The sequence below is a fragment of the Noviherbaspirillum sp. genome, assembly GCF_035654295.1.
Classification (GTDB): Bacteria; Pseudomonadota; Gammaproteobacteria; order Burkholderiales; family Burkholderiaceae_D; genus Noviherbaspirillum.
Window position 1 is genome coordinate 39,222 of the sequence record NZ_DASRXF010000152.1, and the last position, 14,643, is coordinate 53,864.

Here is a 14,643-nt window from a genome sequence, read left to right on the forward strand (position 1 = left end):
TGTGATAACCTCGCACGCTTGGAGAACGAGGAGCCCGATAAACATATGACTGGAATATTGAAAAAAGTTGCCCTGGTCCTGTTGCTTCTGCTGCTTGCCGCTGCCGGCGCCGTGCTGTGGTACCGCGCAGCCAGCCAGCCGCAGGTGGAGGGAACGCGCACACTGAAGGGGCTGGGCGCGGCGGTCGACATTGTGCGTGACGCCCACGGCATTCCCCATATCTACGCGAAGTCGCCGGCAGACGCCTATTTTGCGCTCGGCTATGCGCATGCACAGGACCGGCTGTGGCAGATGGAACTGAACCGCCGCATCCCCGCCGGCCGGCTGGCCGAGGTGCTCGGCCCGAACGCGGTGGATACCGATCGCTTCATCCGCACGCTCGGGGTGCGCCGCAATGCGGAACGAATCCTGGGCAACCTGTCGCAGCAGACGCGTGACGCGCTGGATGCATACACCCGCGGCGTGAACGCCTATCTCGAAGACCGCAGCGGGCCGCTGCCCCCGGAATTCCTGCTGACCGGCGCACCGGCCCCGGAACCGTGGTCGCCAGTGGATTCGATCGGCTGGCAAACCATGATGGCCTGGGACCTCGGCGGCAACTGGACGCAGGAACTGCTGCGCATGCGACTGTCGCAACGCCTGACGCTGGCGCAGATCAATGAATTCCTGGCGCCGTATCCCGGTGACGCGGCGCTGCCCACGCAGGACTACACGCGTCTTTACCGCGAACTGTCGGGTACCACGGCACACATGCAAAAGGTCGCCGCCGCTGCGCCGCCGTCGCATGTCGACGGCATGGGGTCCAACAACTGGGTGCTCGGTGGCAAGCTGACGGAAACCGGCAAGCCGCTGCTCGCCAACGACCCGCACCTCGGCCTCTCCGCGCCGGCGCTATGGTATTTCGCGCATCTCTCCGCGCCCGGCCTGAACGTGATCGGCGCCACGCTTCCTGGCATTCCCTCGGTCGTCCTGGGCCGCAACGACCACATCGCCTGGGGCTTCACAAATACCGCGCCCGATGTCCAGGACCTCTACATCGAGCGCATCCACCCCGAAGACCGCAGGAAATACCAGACGCCCGACGGCTGGGCCGAGTTCCAGGTGCGCAGCGAGACGATCAAGGTGAAAGGGCAGCCGGACGTCACGATCGAGGTGCGCGAAACGCGTCACGGTCCGGTCATTTCCGGCACGATCCCGATCATGGAAAAGGCGCCGGTCGACGCCGCGAAATATGCGGTCGCCTTCGCATGGACCGCGCTGCGGCCGGACGACCTGACGCTGCAGGCCGGCATGAAATTCAACCTGGCGCAAGACTGGGAGCAGTTCCTCGAAGGCGCCAGGGATTTCGCCTCGCCGCAGCAGAGCATTGTGTATGCCGATGTCAAGGGCAACATCGGCTTCATCGCGCCCGGGCGGATCCCGGTGCGCAAGGCGGAAAACGATCTCAAGGGACTGGCTCCTGCGCCGGGCTGGGATGCCCGTTACGACTGGGCCGGATTCATCCCCTTCGACGAACTCCCGCGCAAGTTCAATCCCGATCCGCAGCGGATCATGACCGCCAATCACAAGATTGTCGATGCCGATTATCCGCATTTCCTGACAAGCGAATGGACCCTGCCGTACCGCGCCCGCCGTATCGACGCGCTGCTCGACGCGACGCCGAAGCACAGCATGTCCAGCTTCGCCGCCATCCAGAAGGACCACCTTTCGCTGGCGGCGCAGGAAATCCTGCCGGTATTGCGCAAAACCGTCCCGCGCACCGAACGTGCGAGGGCGGCGCTCGACATGCTGCGCAGCTGGGACGGCGCGATGGACGCCGACCGGCCCGAACCGCTCATCTACAACGCCTGGATGCGCATGGCCTCGAAGCAGATCTTCGCCGACGAGCTGGGCGAGACGTTGCTGAAGGATTACTGGGAACAACGCAATGTGCATCGCCCCACCGTCAACATCCTCCTGGACAAGGAGGGGCAGGGCCGCTGGTGCAACGATGTGACGGTGGCCGTGGGAGCGAAGCAGCAGGGCTGTGGCGATATCCTCGCCGCATCGCTTGACGCCGCGCTTGCCGATCTCGATCAGCGCTACGGCGCCGACATGCGGAAATGGCAGTGGGGCGAAGCCCATGCGGCGCGTTCCGAGCACCGCCCGTTCGCGCGCGTCGACCTACTGGCAAAGCTGTTCGACATCCGTGTGCCGACTCCGGGCGACACCTTTACTGTGAATGTCGGCCGGCACAACATCAAGGACGAAAAAGCGCCGTTCGCCAACCGCCACGCGGCCAGCCTGCGCGCGGTGTACGACCTGTCCAACCTCGACAATTCGCAGTTCATTCACTCCACCGGGCAATCCGGGAATGTGCTGTCGCCGCATTACCGGAGCTTTGTGCAACGCTGGGCCGAGGTCGGTTATCTGCCGATGAAGACGCGGCGCGAAGAAGTGGAGAAGGGCGGAATGGGCGTGCTGACATTGCAGCCTTGAACACAGTCATTCCCGCGAAGGCGGGAATCCAGTGTCTTTCTTCGATAACGCCGCTGGATTCCCGCCTTCGCGGGAACGACGCGCATAAAAAAAGCCGCCAGAAAACTGGCGGCTTCAAAACCAGGAATACCGGAAGGTACGCCTGGGACGATTAGACGTTTAGTCGTTCGCGTAGATGTCGCGATCCTTGGTTTCCTTCACGAACAGCAGGCCGACCACGAAGGTGATCAGGGCGATGATGATCGGATACCAGAGGCCGTAGTAAATGTCGCCCTTGTAAGCAACGAGTGCGAACGAGGTCGTCGGCAGCAGGCCGCCGAACCAGCCGTTACCGATGTGGTAGGGCAGGGACATGGAGGTGTAGCGGATGCGGGTCGGGAACAGTTCCACCAGCATGGCTGCGATCGGGCCGTACACCATCGTCACGTAGATCACCAGGATGACCAGGATCAGGAGGATCATGCCCTTGTTCATCTGGGCAGGATCAGCCTTGGACGGATAGCCGGCTGCCTTGATGGCGTCGCCGAGTTCTTTCTTGAACTCCTTGTCCTTGGCTGCAGCGTCGGCTGCAGAGAGGCCGGTTGCGTCATAGCCCTGGATGACCTTGTCGCCGATCTTGATCGAAGCGATCGTGCCGGCCGGCGCTTCCACGGTGTTATAGCTCACCGAAGCCTGTGCCAGCACAGTACGTGCGATGTCGCAGGACGACGTGAACTTCTTGGTGCCCGTCGGATTGAACAGGAACTGGCACTTTTCCGGGTCGGCAGTCACGACCACCGGGGAGCTGGTGATCGCCTGTTCCAGGGCCGGGTTGGCATAGTGGGTCAGTGCGCTGAAGAGCGGGAAGTAGGTCAGTGCAGCGATCAGGCAGCCGCCGAGGATGATGGGCTTGCGGCCGATCTTGTCGGACAGGGCGCCGAACACGATGAAGAACGGGGTGCCGATGACCAGCGAAGCAGCGATCAGCAGGTTGGCCGTTGCACCGTCGACCTTCAGCGTCTGCGTCAGGAAGAACAGGGCGTAGAACTGGCCGGTGTACCACACCACTGCCTGTCCGGCGGTCAGGCCGACCAGCGCCAGGATAACGATCTTCAGGTTCTTCCACTGGCCGAAGGATTCGGTCAGCGGCGCCTTGGAGGTCTTGCCCTCAGCCTTCATCTTGGCGAAAGCCGGCGATTCGTTCATGGACAGACGGATCCACACCGAGATTGCCAACAGGAACACGGAGACCAGGAACGGGATACGCCAGCCCCAATCTGCGAACGCGGCTTCGCCGATGGCGGTACGGGTGCCCAGAATTACCATCAGGGACAGGAACAGGCCGAGGGTAGCGGTCGTCTGGATCCACGCGGTGTAGGCGCCGCGCTTGCCGTGCGGAGCATGTTCGGCAACGTAGGTCGCTGCGCCGCCGTACTCGCCGCCGAGCGCGAGGCCCTGAAGAATGCGAAGGCAGATCAAGATGATCGGAGCGGCAATGCCGATCGACGCGTAATTGGGCAGCAGACCCACGATGAACGTGGAGATACCCATGATCAGGATGGTCACCAGGAAGGTGTACTTGCGGCCGATCATGTCGCCCAGGCGGCCGAACACGATTGCGCCGAACGGGCGGACGATGAAGCCTGCCGCGAAGGCCAGCAGTGCGAAAATGAACGCGGTGTTGGGGTCGGTTCCCGCGAAGAACTGCTTCGCGATAATCGCCGCCAGCGAGCCGTATAGATAAAAGTCGTACCACTCGAACACGGTACCCAGCGAAGACGCGAAAATAACTTTCCGCTCTTCTGCTGTCATGCCGCGCGCAGCCGTAGCTTGTACTGTCGCCATGCCAATCTCCTCAAACTCGAATAATTAATATGAATGTGCAAATACACTTGCCCATTTGATTGCACGTTTGGCAGTGTGCGACCCGAACCTTACGGCACGCTTGCTTGAAACTTACAGAACCTTACAAACCCGGCAATGTCGTTTTTGCATCTTTCCCTATGAAAAGCACAGGCGGAGACGTGAAAAAGAGAAAATTATTTTTTACGAACGATCGTGCTAAAAATGTGATATTCTCAAATTTCACTTTCGTCGCACCCGGATAAGAATCGTCCTCGCACCGACCTGGACGTCAACCAATTCAACACAAGGAGCCCCAAATGACTGACGCCGTCATCGTATCCACCGCCCGTACCGGCCTGGCCAAATCCTGGAAAGGTGCCTTCAACATGACCCATGGCGCGACCATGGGCGGTCATGTACTGAAGGCCGCCATCGAGCGCGCGAAGATCGATGCCGGCGAAGTGGAAGACGTGATCATGGGCTGCGCCACGCCGGAAGGTGCGACCGGCAGCAACATCGCGCGCCAGATCGCGCTGCGCGCCGGCTGCCCGGTCACCACCGCGGGCATGACCATCAACCGCTTCTGCTCCTCCGGCCTGCAGACCATCGCCACCGCGGCCCAGCGCATCATCGCCGGTGAAGGCGACATCTATGCCGCCGGCGGCGTCGAGTCGATCTCCTGCGTGCAGAACGAAGCCAACACCCACATGATCGGCGAGGTGTGGCTCAAGCAGAACAAGCCGGAAATCTACTGGCCGATGCTGCAGACCGCGGAAACGGTCGCCAAGCGCTACAACATTCCGAAGGAGCGCCAGGACGAGTACGGCGTGCAGAGCCAGCAGCGTGCCGCCGCCGCGCAGGCCGCCGGCAAGTTCAATGACGAGATCGTGCCGATGACCACCATCATGGGCGTGGCCGACAAGGAAACCGGCATGCTCGTTACCCGCGAAGTCACGATTTCCGCCGACGAAGGCATCCGTCCCGACACCACCCTGGAAGGCGTGTCCAAGATCCGCACCGCCATCCCGGGCGGTGTGATTTCGGCCGGCAACGCCAGCCAGTTCTCCGACGGCGCGGCCTGCGCGATCGTCATGAACAGCAAGCTCGCCGAACAGAAGGGCCTGCAGCCGCTGGGCATTTTCCGCGGCTTCGCCGTCGCCGGCTGCGAGCCGGATGAAATGGGCATCGGCCCGGTGTTCGCCATTCCGAAGCTGCTGAAGAAGACCGGCTTGAAGGTCGAGGACATCGGCCTGTGGGAACTGAACGAAGCATTCGCCGTGCAGGTGCTGTACTGCGCCGACAAGCTCGGCATCCCGATGGACCGCCTCAACGTCAACGGCGGCGCAATCGCTGTCGGCCATCCCTACGGCGTGTCGGGCGCCCGCCTGACCGGCCATGCGCTGATCGAAGGCAAGCGCCGCGGCGCCAAGTACGTGGTCGTCACGATGTGTATCGGTGGCGGCCAGGGTGCTGCCGGCTTGTTCGAAGTCGTGTAAATGTTCGAGATCATGGGCGCCTGAAGCGCCCATGATTGCTTTGGGCGCCGGCGCGTCCAGTTTCTTGCTCACAGTGACGTGCGGCATGGCGTCCGCACGTGTGGAGGACTACCATGCAATCGAAAATCGTCTCCCGCCGCGACCTCGAATTCGTGCTCTACGAATGGCTGAAGGCGGAAGAACTCACCGGCCGCGCGCGCTACGCCGACCACTCGCGCGAAACCTTCAACGCGGCGCTCGATACCTGCGAACAGATCGCGACCGACCTGTTCGCGCCGCATAACAAGAAGAACGACCAGCAGGAGCCGCATTTCGACGGCGACAAGGTCCACATCATCCCCGAGGTGCAGACCGCGCTGAAAGCCTTCAGCGAGGCAGGCCTGATGGCTGCCGGGCAGGATTACGACTTCGGCGGCATGCAGCTGCCCTGCGTCATCGAAAAGGCCGGCTTCGCCTATTTCAAGGGCGCCAACGTCGGCACGTCGTCCTATCCCTTCCTAACCATCGGCAATGCCAACACCCTGCTTAAGTGCGGCACGCCGGAGCAGATCGAGACCTTCGTCCGCCCGATGATGGAGGGCCGTTTCTTCGGCACCATGTGCCTGTCCGAGCCGCAGGCCGGCTCCTCGCTCTCCGACATCGTCACCCGCGCCGAGCCGCAGGCCGACGGCACCTACCGCATCAAGGGCAACAAGATGTGGATTTCCGCCGGCGAGCACGAGCTGTCGGAAAACATCGTCCACCTCGTGCTGGCCAAGGTGCCGGACGAGAATGGCAAGCTGATCCCGGGCGTGAAGGGCATCTCGCTTTTCATCGTGCCGAAGATCCTGGTGAACCAGGACGGCTCGCTCGGCGAACGCAATGACGTTGTGCTGGCCGGCCTCAACCACAAGATGGGCTACCGCGGCACCACCAACTGCCTGCTCAATTTCGGCGAGGGCAAGTACAAGCCCGGCGGGCAGGCAGGTGCGGTCGGCTATCTGGTCGGCGAAAAGCACAAGGGCCTGGCCAACATGTTCCACATGATGAACGAGGCGCGCATCGGCGTCGGCCTCGGTGCGGTGATGCTCGGCTACACCGGCTATCTGCACGCGTTGGAATATGCGCGCGAGCGGCCGCAGGGACGCCATCCGATGGCCAAGGACCCGGCGCAACCGCAGATCCCGATCATCCAGCACACCGACGTCAAGCGCATGCTGCTGGCGCAGAAGGCGTACGTCGAAGGCGGACTTGCGCTCAACCTCTATTGCGCGCGGCTGGTGGATGAAGAGCGCACCGCCGAGTCGGACGAGGCGCGCAGGAATGCCACGCTGCTGCTCGATATCCTGACCCCGATCGCCAAGTCCTGGCCGTCGCAGTGGTGCCTGGAGGCGAACAGCCTCGCCATCCAGGTGCACGGCGGCTACGGATACACGCGGGAATACAATGTCGAACAGTTCTACCGCGACAACCGACTCAACCCGATCCACGAAGGCACGCACGGCATCCAGGGCCTGGATTTGCTGGGCCGCAAGGTATCGATGCAGGGCGGCGCGGCATTCAAGCTGCTGGGCGCGGAAGTGCAGAAGACCATCGCCAAGGCGATGGAGGTGAAGGAACTGGCCGGCTTTGCCCGGGAGCTCGGCGCGGCACTGCAGCGGATCGAGAAGGTGACGCAGGCGCTGTACGGCGCGGGCGATATGAACAAGACGCTCGCCAACGCGTCCGCCTATCTGGAAGCCTTCGGCCATGCGGTCGTTGCCTGGATCTGGCTGGAGCAGGCCCTGGTCGCCGCCGGCAAGACCGGGCACGATGCCGGCTTCTACCGCGGCAAGCTGCAGGCATGCACCTATTTCTTCAAATGGGAGCTGCCCAAGGTCTATCCGCAGCTCGACCTGCTGGAGAGCATCGATACCACGACGCTCGACATGCAGGACGCCTGGTTCTGATTGAAAACTAAACATACAGGAGACAAGATGCGTACCACCAAGGAATTGTTCGACCTCAACGGCAAGACGGCGCTGGTCACCGGCGGCTCGCGCGGCCTCGGCCTGCAGATTGCTGAAGCACTGGGCGAGGCGGGCGCCAAGCTGGTGCTGTCCTCGCGCAAGCAGGCCGACCTCGATGAAGCCGTCGCGCACCTGAAGTCACGAGGCATCGAGGCCAGCGCGATTGCAGCCGACCTCTCGCAGGAAGCGGCCATCGCGCCGCTGGTCACCGAAGCCATGAACCGCCTCGGCCACATCGACATCCTCATCAACAATGCAGGCGCCACCTGGGGCGCGCCGGCGGAAGACTATCCGCTGGAAGCCTGGGACAAGGTGATGAACCTGAACGTGCGCAGCATCTTCCTGTTGTCGCAGGCAGTGGCCAAGCAATCGATGATCCCGCGCAAGTACGGCCGCATCGTCAACGTGGCCTCCATCGCCGGCCTCTCCGGCAATGGCCCCGACAGCATGCAGACCGTCGCTTACAACACCTCCAAGGGCGCGGTGGTCAACTTCACCCGCACGCTGGCCGGCGAATGGGGCAAGTACGGCATTACCGTCAATGCATTGGCGCCGGGATTCTTCCCGTCCAAGATGACCAAGGGCGTGCTGGAAAACTTCGGCGAGGAAAACCTCGCGCGCCGTGCGCCGCTGCAGCGCATCGGCGATGACGAAGACCTCAAGGGCGCGGCCTTGCTGTTCGCGTCCGACGCATCCAAGCACATCACCGGCCAGATCCTCGCGGTCGACGGCGGCGTGTCGGCCGTCCATTGATGGATACCAGCAAGCCGCAGCCGTTCCCGGCCGAGGTTCCGTTCCTGAACGATCTCGGCGTCGAGTTCCTCGGCATGGGAAACGGTGAAGCGCAGGTTGCACTGAACCTCGAACACCGCCACATGAACAGCTGGAGGGTGACCCATGGCGGCATCACCATGACGCTGCTCGACGTGGTGATGTCGCTGGCCGGCCGTTCGCTCGACCCGGATGCGCGCGGCGGCGTGACGATCGAAATGAAAACCAGCTTCCTGCAGCCGGCCGGGCATACCGGCGGCCGTATCGTCGCCAAAGGCAAGGCTTACCACCGTTCCACCACCATGTGCTTCTGCGAGGGCGAAGTGTGGAACGGCGAGAAACTGGTGGCCAAGGCGATGGGGACGTTCAAGTACCTCAAACGCCTGGATGTCGCAAAAAAGCTGGATCACGACTAAGGAGATAATGATGGCAACGTACAAACGCATGGTCCTGGCCTCGCGCCCGCAAGGCCACGTCGTCCCGGAAAACTTTCGCCTGGAGGAAGTCCCGGTTCCCGCGCTGAAAGAGGGCGAGCTGCTCGTGCGCAACCATTACCTCTCGCTCGATCCCTACATGCGCATGCGCATGGAGGATGTGAAGAGCTATGCGGCTCCGCAGGCGATCGGCGAAACCATGATCGGCGGCACCGTGGGCGAGGTGGTCGAATCGAAGCATCCGAAGTTCGCCGTGGGCGACAAGGTGCAGGGCATGTTCGGCTGGTCGGAGATGGGCGTGTCGGACGGCGCGCTGCTGCGCAAGCTCGACACCACCCATGTGCCGCTGTCCGCCTATCTCGGCGCAGTGGGCATGCCGGGCATGACCGCATGGTACGGCCTGACCCAGATCATCCAGCCCAAGGAAGGCGAGACCATCGTGGTGTCGGCGGCGAGCGGCGCGGTGGGCAGCGTTGTCGGCCAGCTGGCGAAGCAGCGCGGCTGCCGCGCGGTCGGCATTGCCGGCGGCAAGGAGAAATGCGATTACGTGGTCAATGAGCTCGGCTTCGACGCCTGTATCGACTACAAGGCCGGAAACCTGAAAGAGGAACTGGCCAAGGCGACGCCGAACGGCATCGACGGCGTGTTCGAGAACGTGGGCGGCGAGATTTTCGACGCCTGCCTGGAGCGCATGAACCCGTTCGGCCGTATTGCTCTGTGCGGCATGATCGCCGGCTACGACGGCGAGCCCACGCCGATCAAGAACGCACGCTTCTTCCTGACCATGCGCCTGAGCATGCGCGGCTTCATCGTGTCCGAACACATGGACCTGTGGCCGCTGGGCTTGAAAGAGCTCGGCACGCTGCTGGCCGCCGGCAAGCTGAAGTTCCGCGAGTCGGTTGCACAGGGGCTCGAAACCGCGCCAGAGGCATTCATCGGCATGCTCAAGGGACGCAATTTCGGCAAGCAGCTCGTCAAGCTGGTATGAGCGGAGCTGCCGTGCGCGAACTCATCTTTCACCATTACCCGAACTCGCCGTTCTCGGAGAAGATCCGCCTGATCTTCGGGTTCAAGAAACTGGCATGGAAATCGGTGCTCATTCCGCCGGTGATGCCCAAGCCGAACCTGATCGCGCTGACCGGCGGCTACCGCCGCACGCCGGTGCTGCAGATCGGCGCCGACATCTACTGCGACACGGCACTGATCGCCGACGTGCTGGAGCGGATCGCCCCGTCGCCCGCGCTGTATCCGGCCGAGGTCGAAGGCGCGTCGCGCACGCTTGCGCAGTGGGCGGACAGCACCTTGTTCTGGACCGTCATTGCCTATGTCTTCCAGCCGGTCGCCATGCCTCACTTGCTGGGGCCGCTGACGCCGGAGCAGATGAAGGCTTTTGCCGCCGACCGCGCGGCGATGCGGGGCAATGCGCCACGCATGTCGGTCGGCGAAGCGACCGGCAATCTGCGGGAATACCTGCGCCGGCTGGAGAACATGCTGGCCGATGGCAAACCCTTCCTGCTCGGCAGCGCGGCAAGCATCGCCGACTTTTCCGTTTACCACTGCATCTGGTTCCTGCAGCTTGCCAAGCCGCTGGCCTCCATCCTCGACGCCGCGCCGCGGCTGAAGGAATGGGCGGACCGCATGGCCGCATTCGGACACGGTGAGCCGGAAAAGCTGCGATCGGAATCGGCGCTCGAGATTGCCGCGCAGGCGAGCGCCGCGGCGGCGGACCTGCTGTTTGTCGACACGCACGGCATCGCAAGGGGAGAGCGCGTAAGCGTCACTCCCACCGACTACGCGCTTGACCCGGTCGAGGGCGAGCTGCTTGTTTCAACCGATACCGAATGGGCCGTGCGCCGTACCGACCCCGTCGCGGGCGAGGTAGTCGTGCATTTCCCGCGCATCGGATTCCAACTCAAGAAAATCCAGACCAATTCAGGAGAACAGACATGAAAGACTTCCACGGCAAGGTTGCCGTCATCACCGGCGGCGCAAGCGGCTTCGGCCGCGAGTTCGCGGTCATCGGGGCGCGTCTCGGCATGAAGCTCGTCCTGGCCGACGTCCAGCAGGACGCACTGGACAAGGTGAAGGCGGAGCTCGAAGCGCAGGGCGCACAGGTGCTTGCCATGCGCTGCGACGTGCGCAAGGCGGAGCAGGTCACGGCGCTGGCCGATGCGGCAATGGAAAAGTTTGGCGCGGTGCACCTGGTGTTCAACAATGCCGGCGTGGGCTGCGGCGGCCTGGTCTGGGAAAGCTCCATCGCCGACTGGGAGTGGGTGCTGGGCGTGAACCTGTGGGGCGTGATCCACGGCGTGCGCACCTTCACGCCGCTGATGCTGGAATGCGCGAAGAAGGATCCCGGCTACGAGGGCCACATCGTCAACACCGCTTCGATGGCAGGCCTGCTGAATGCGCCGAACATGGGCATCTACAATGTTTCCAAACATGCCGTGGTGTCGCTGTCCGAGACCCTGTACCACGACCTGCAATTGATCAAGGCACCGATCGGCGCCTCCGTGCTGTGCCCGTACTTCGTGCCGACCGGCATCAGCCAGTCGCAGCGCAACCGCCCGGATGACGTCAAGGCCGAAGGTGCGCCGACGCTCAGCCAGGTTGCCGCGCAGGCGGTGTCCGACAAGGCGGTATCGTCCGGCAAGGTCACTGCGGCCGAAGTCGCCGAGCGCACCTTCAATGCCATCCGCGACGGCGGGTTCTACATCTACTCGCATCCGCAGGCGCTGGGCAATGTGCAGACCCGCATGGAAGACATCGTCCTGCAGCGCAATCCGACCGACCCGTTTGCAGCCGCGCCCCAGGTGCGCGAGATGCTGCAGGCGAAGATGAACGTGAAATAACATGGCGGCCGCCATCCGCGACGGGCAGTTCGCCGAACTGCCGAACGGCATGCGCCTGCACTTTGCGAGTGCAGGCGAAAAGGGCAGGCCGCTGATCCTGTTCGTACACGGGTTTCCCGAGTTCTGGTACGAATGGGAGGCGCAGCTGGCAGAGTTCGGCTCGGACTTCTTCGCAGTCGCGCCGGATCTGCGCGGCTTCAACCAGTCCGACATGCCGCTCGACCTCGGCCAGTACAAGGCCAAGCACATCGTCGACGACCTGCGCCTGCTCGCGCAGCACCTCGGCTACGACAAGTTCGTGATGGTTGCCCACGACTGGGGCGGCGCGATTGCCTGGAACTTCGCGATCGCGCTGCCGCAGCTGCTGCACAAGCTCATCATCATCAACTCGCCGCATCCCTACCTGTTCGCACAGGCCCTGGCAAACGATCCCGAGCAGAAGGCGGCCAGCGAGTACATGAACTGGCTGCGCGCCGAAGGCTCGGAAAGCGCGCTGGCCAAGGATGGGTTCAAGTTGCTGGAAGACCTGCTCAACGGCATGGGCAAATCGCCTACGCCGTGGTTCACGCCGGAAGTGCGGGCGCGTTATCATGCGTGCTGGTTGCGCGGGCTGACGGGCGGGGTGAATTACTACCGCGCATCGCCCTTGCACCCGCCGACCGCGGAACACGCCGGCCCGGCAAAGCTGCAGCTCAGTCCGGACGACTTCCGGGTCCGCATCCCGACGCGCGTGATCTGGGGCGAACGCGACATCGCCTTGCCCAAGTCGCTGCTCGACGGCCTCGATGCCGTGGTCGACGACCTGAAGCTCGAGCGCATCCCGGAGGGCACGCACTGGGTGATCCACGAACAACCGGAACGCGTCAACCGATTGATCCGCGGCTTCCTGGCTGAGTGACAAGCTGAACAAATACATCATCACATCATGGCACGCGAAGACTTTTCCTTTTTCCATTCCCTGCGGGTGCGCTGGGCCGAAGTCGACATGCAGGGCATCGTATTCAACGGCCACTACCTGACCTATTTCGACGTCGCGTTCACCGAATACTGGCGCGCGACCGGTCTGCCCGGCGTGCTGCAACAGGCCGAGGAGGGGCGCGAGATGTTTGCGCGCAAGGCGACTATCGAGTACCAGGCGCCGGCCCGCTTCGACGACGTGCTCGACATCGGCGTGCGCTGCGCCGGCTTCGGCCGGACCTCGGTACGCTTCGTCGTCGAGATCCACCACGGCGATGAACACCTGATTTCGGGCGAACTGGTGTATGTGTATGCGGACACCACCCTTCGAAAAGGGGTGCCCTGGCCCGACGCCTGGCGCGAGACCATCACCCGCTTCGAAAAACTCGCGCCGGCGGCACTATGAGCATCCGCGTCACACTGGGCGGCTGGGCGGTGCAACGGGCCGACGCCCAGGCGGTGCGCCTCGAAGTCTTCGTGCAGGAACAGAAGGTGCCGCTGGACATGGAATGGGACGAGATGGATGCGCGCTGTACCCATGCCGTCGCCTACGACGGCGAGGGCAGGGCCGTGGGCACCGGACGCCTTCTGCCTGACGGGCACATCGGGCGCATGGCGGTGCGCAAACCGGCGCGCGGAACCGGGATAGGCGCGCTTTTGCTGGAAGCGCTGGTCGAGGCTGCAAGGCAGCGCGGCGACCGCGAAGTGATGCTGAATGCGCAGACGCAGGCCGAGCCGTTCTATCTGCGCCATGGCTTCGTCCGCGAGGGCGAGGTGTTCATGGAGGCGGGCATCCCCCACATCCACATGCGCCGCCCGCTTACCTGAGCTGGCGCTCGCGCAGCACGGGCACACCGCTGTCCGGCAGCCGGACGAGGGTGGAAGAGCGCGTGCCGTATTCCGGGGACTCGATGCAGACCGCCGACAGGAGGCGTTCCCACTCCAGGGGGACACCGGTTTTCGGCAGCCGGCTGTCGGCGGCGAGGCTGGTGTCCGCGAGCATTTCAAAATACGCATCTTCCGGCGCCCCCTGGCACAGCAGGCTGGAAAATTGCGCTTTGGTGCGCACGAGCTTCGGCCATGGCGTGTCAAGCGCGCCGTTCGACAACCCGTACACACCCGGCGCGAGCGGCCTGCCGTTGCGCGGATCGTCCGGCGAGCCGTTGGAATACCAGACCAGCTCCTCTCGATTCCCCACCAGCAGGTTGAACCCGTTATAGGCCGCAGCGCGCGGCGCGAGGGCTTCCACGTATTGTTGCGGGGAGGCGATGCCGGACAGGTAGCCGGCGACGAGCTCTCCGCGTGACGGGACGCCGGTCCTTCTTTCAGACGGCGCCCGGATATTGGTGATGGCCGCGAAACGGCCTTCGCGCGTCACGCCCATCCAGGTGCCGCCGTCGCGCAGGTCGCGCCCGGCGTAGATGTGCGCTTCATCGCTCCACCACGTTGCCGGGGCCGAGGGGCGCTCATAGAATTCGTCGCGGTTGGCGGCGGCGACGAGCGGGATTCCGGGGACAAGCTTCCAGGCGAAGACGATCAGGCACATGCGGTTATGTCCACAAAATGTTCGGTGTGGCGTGGGCCGTCGGTCAGCGCGGCAAGGCCGTCGCGGGCAACGGCGTCGGCCAGCACGCTCTCAAAGCCGGGCGGAACGCTTTCGTAGATCTCCATCCACGTCTGCCGGCCATCCTTTTCTTCGGGCCTTCGCTTCAATGCGCCCGTGATCCCTTGATCCGCCGCAAGGCGCCGCTGCATGGCCTGCACGCGACCCTGCAAGCCCGGCGCGTCTTCGCTGCGTACCCGGTAGTAGATGTACAGATCCATGCGTTGCCGACGGGGCCGC

The 14,643-nt window shown here is 63.6% G+C and carries 14 protein-coding genes; 11 read left to right on the top strand and 3 right to left on the bottom strand.

The window, feature by feature from the left end; all coding sequences use genetic code 11:
- Nucleotides 1-45: 45 nt before the first annotated feature.
- Entirely contained in the window at nt 46-2,478 is a 2,433-nt protein-coding gene (locus VFF99_RS15120) for a penicillin acylase family protein (protein WP_325019296.1), read from the top strand.
- A 159-nt stretch (nt 2,479-2,637) separates the two neighbouring features.
- On the opposite strand, the gene VFF99_RS15125 is transcribed toward VFF99_RS15120, so the two are convergent.
- Nucleotides 2,638-4,302, bottom strand: coding sequence for an MFS transporter (locus tag VFF99_RS15125; protein WP_325019298.1), 1,665 nt, complete (start codon nt 4,300-4,302; stop codon nt 2,638-2,640).
- Between the two features lie 317 nt (nt 4,303-4,619).
- On the opposite strand from VFF99_RS15125, the gene VFF99_RS15130 reads away from it, so the two are divergent.
- The 10 genes from VFF99_RS15130 to VFF99_RS15175 all read left to right on the top strand — a co-directional run bounded on the left by VFF99_RS15130 (nt 4,620) and on the right by VFF99_RS15175 (nt 13,628).
- Nucleotides 4,620-5,798, top strand: coding sequence for an acetyl-CoA C-acyltransferase (locus tag VFF99_RS15130; protein ID WP_325019300.1), 1,179 nt, complete (start codon nt 4,620-4,622; stop codon nt 5,796-5,798).
- A gap of 113 nt (nt 5,799-5,911) precedes the next feature.
- Nucleotides 5,912-7,726: an acyl-CoA dehydrogenase gene (locus VFF99_RS15135; protein WP_325019302.1), complete on the top strand. Its 1,815-nt coding sequence runs from the start codon at nt 5,912-5,914 to the stop codon at nt 7,724-7,726.
- Between the two features lie 27 nt (nt 7,727-7,753).
- Nucleotides 7,754-8,539 carry an SDR family oxidoreductase gene (locus VFF99_RS15140; protein WP_325019304.1) on the top strand — a complete coding sequence of 262 codons (786 nt, stop codon included), beginning with the start codon at nt 7,754-7,756 and terminating at the stop codon, nt 8,537-8,539.
- Nucleotides 8,539-8,973: a PaaI family thioesterase gene (locus VFF99_RS15145; RefSeq protein WP_325019306.1), complete on the top strand. Its 435-nt coding sequence runs from the start codon at nt 8,539-8,541 to the stop codon at nt 8,971-8,973. Before VFF99_RS15140 ends, VFF99_RS15145 begins: the two co-directional genes overlap by 1 nt.
- A gap of 7 nt (nt 8,974-8,980) precedes the next feature.
- Entirely contained in the window at nt 8,981-9,979 is a 999-nt protein-coding gene (locus VFF99_RS15150; RefSeq protein ID WP_325019308.1) for an NADP-dependent oxidoreductase, read from the top strand.
- An 11-nt stretch (nt 9,980-9,990) separates the two neighbouring features.
- Nucleotides 9,991-10,941 (top strand): glutathione S-transferase family protein, encoded by a 951-nt coding sequence (locus VFF99_RS15155; protein WP_325019310.1) that lies wholly within the window; start codon nt 9,991-9,993, stop codon nt 10,939-10,941.
- On the top strand, nt 10,938-11,843 hold the full coding sequence (locus VFF99_RS15160; protein WP_325019311.1) for an SDR family oxidoreductase: 906 nt from the start codon (nt 10,938-10,940) through the stop codon (nt 11,841-11,843). The genes VFF99_RS15155 and VFF99_RS15160 overlap by 4 nt, the downstream gene beginning before the upstream one ends.
- A gap of 1 nt (nt 11,844) precedes the next feature.
- Nucleotides 11,845-12,741, top strand: coding sequence for an alpha/beta hydrolase (locus tag VFF99_RS15165; protein WP_325019314.1), 897 nt, complete (start codon nt 11,845-11,847; stop codon nt 12,739-12,741).
- A 27-nt stretch (nt 12,742-12,768) separates the two neighbouring features.
- Nucleotides 12,769-13,206 carry a thioesterase family protein gene (locus tag VFF99_RS15170; RefSeq protein WP_325019316.1) on the top strand — a complete coding sequence of 146 codons (438 nt, stop codon included), beginning with the start codon at nt 12,769-12,771 and terminating at the stop codon, nt 13,204-13,206.
- Nucleotides 13,203-13,628, top strand: coding sequence for a GNAT family N-acetyltransferase (locus tag VFF99_RS15175; protein ID WP_325019318.1), 426 nt, complete (start codon nt 13,203-13,205; stop codon nt 13,626-13,628). The genes VFF99_RS15170 and VFF99_RS15175 overlap by 4 nt, the downstream gene beginning before the upstream one ends.
- Here VFF99_RS15175 and VFF99_RS15180 read toward each other — a convergent pair.
- Nucleotides 13,621-14,346 carry an NRDE family protein gene (locus VFF99_RS15180; RefSeq protein WP_325019320.1) on the bottom strand — a complete coding sequence of 242 codons (726 nt, stop codon included), beginning with the start codon at nt 14,344-14,346 and terminating at the stop codon, nt 13,621-13,623. The two genes, VFF99_RS15175 and VFF99_RS15180, sit on opposite strands and share 8 nt — an antisense overlap.
- Nucleotides 14,337-14,624 (bottom strand): DUF4936 family protein, encoded by a 288-nt coding sequence (locus tag VFF99_RS15185; RefSeq protein WP_325019322.1) that lies wholly within the window; start codon nt 14,622-14,624, stop codon nt 14,337-14,339. The genes VFF99_RS15180 and VFF99_RS15185 overlap by 10 nt, the downstream gene beginning before the upstream one ends.
- Nucleotides 14,625-14,643: the final 19 nt, after the last annotated feature.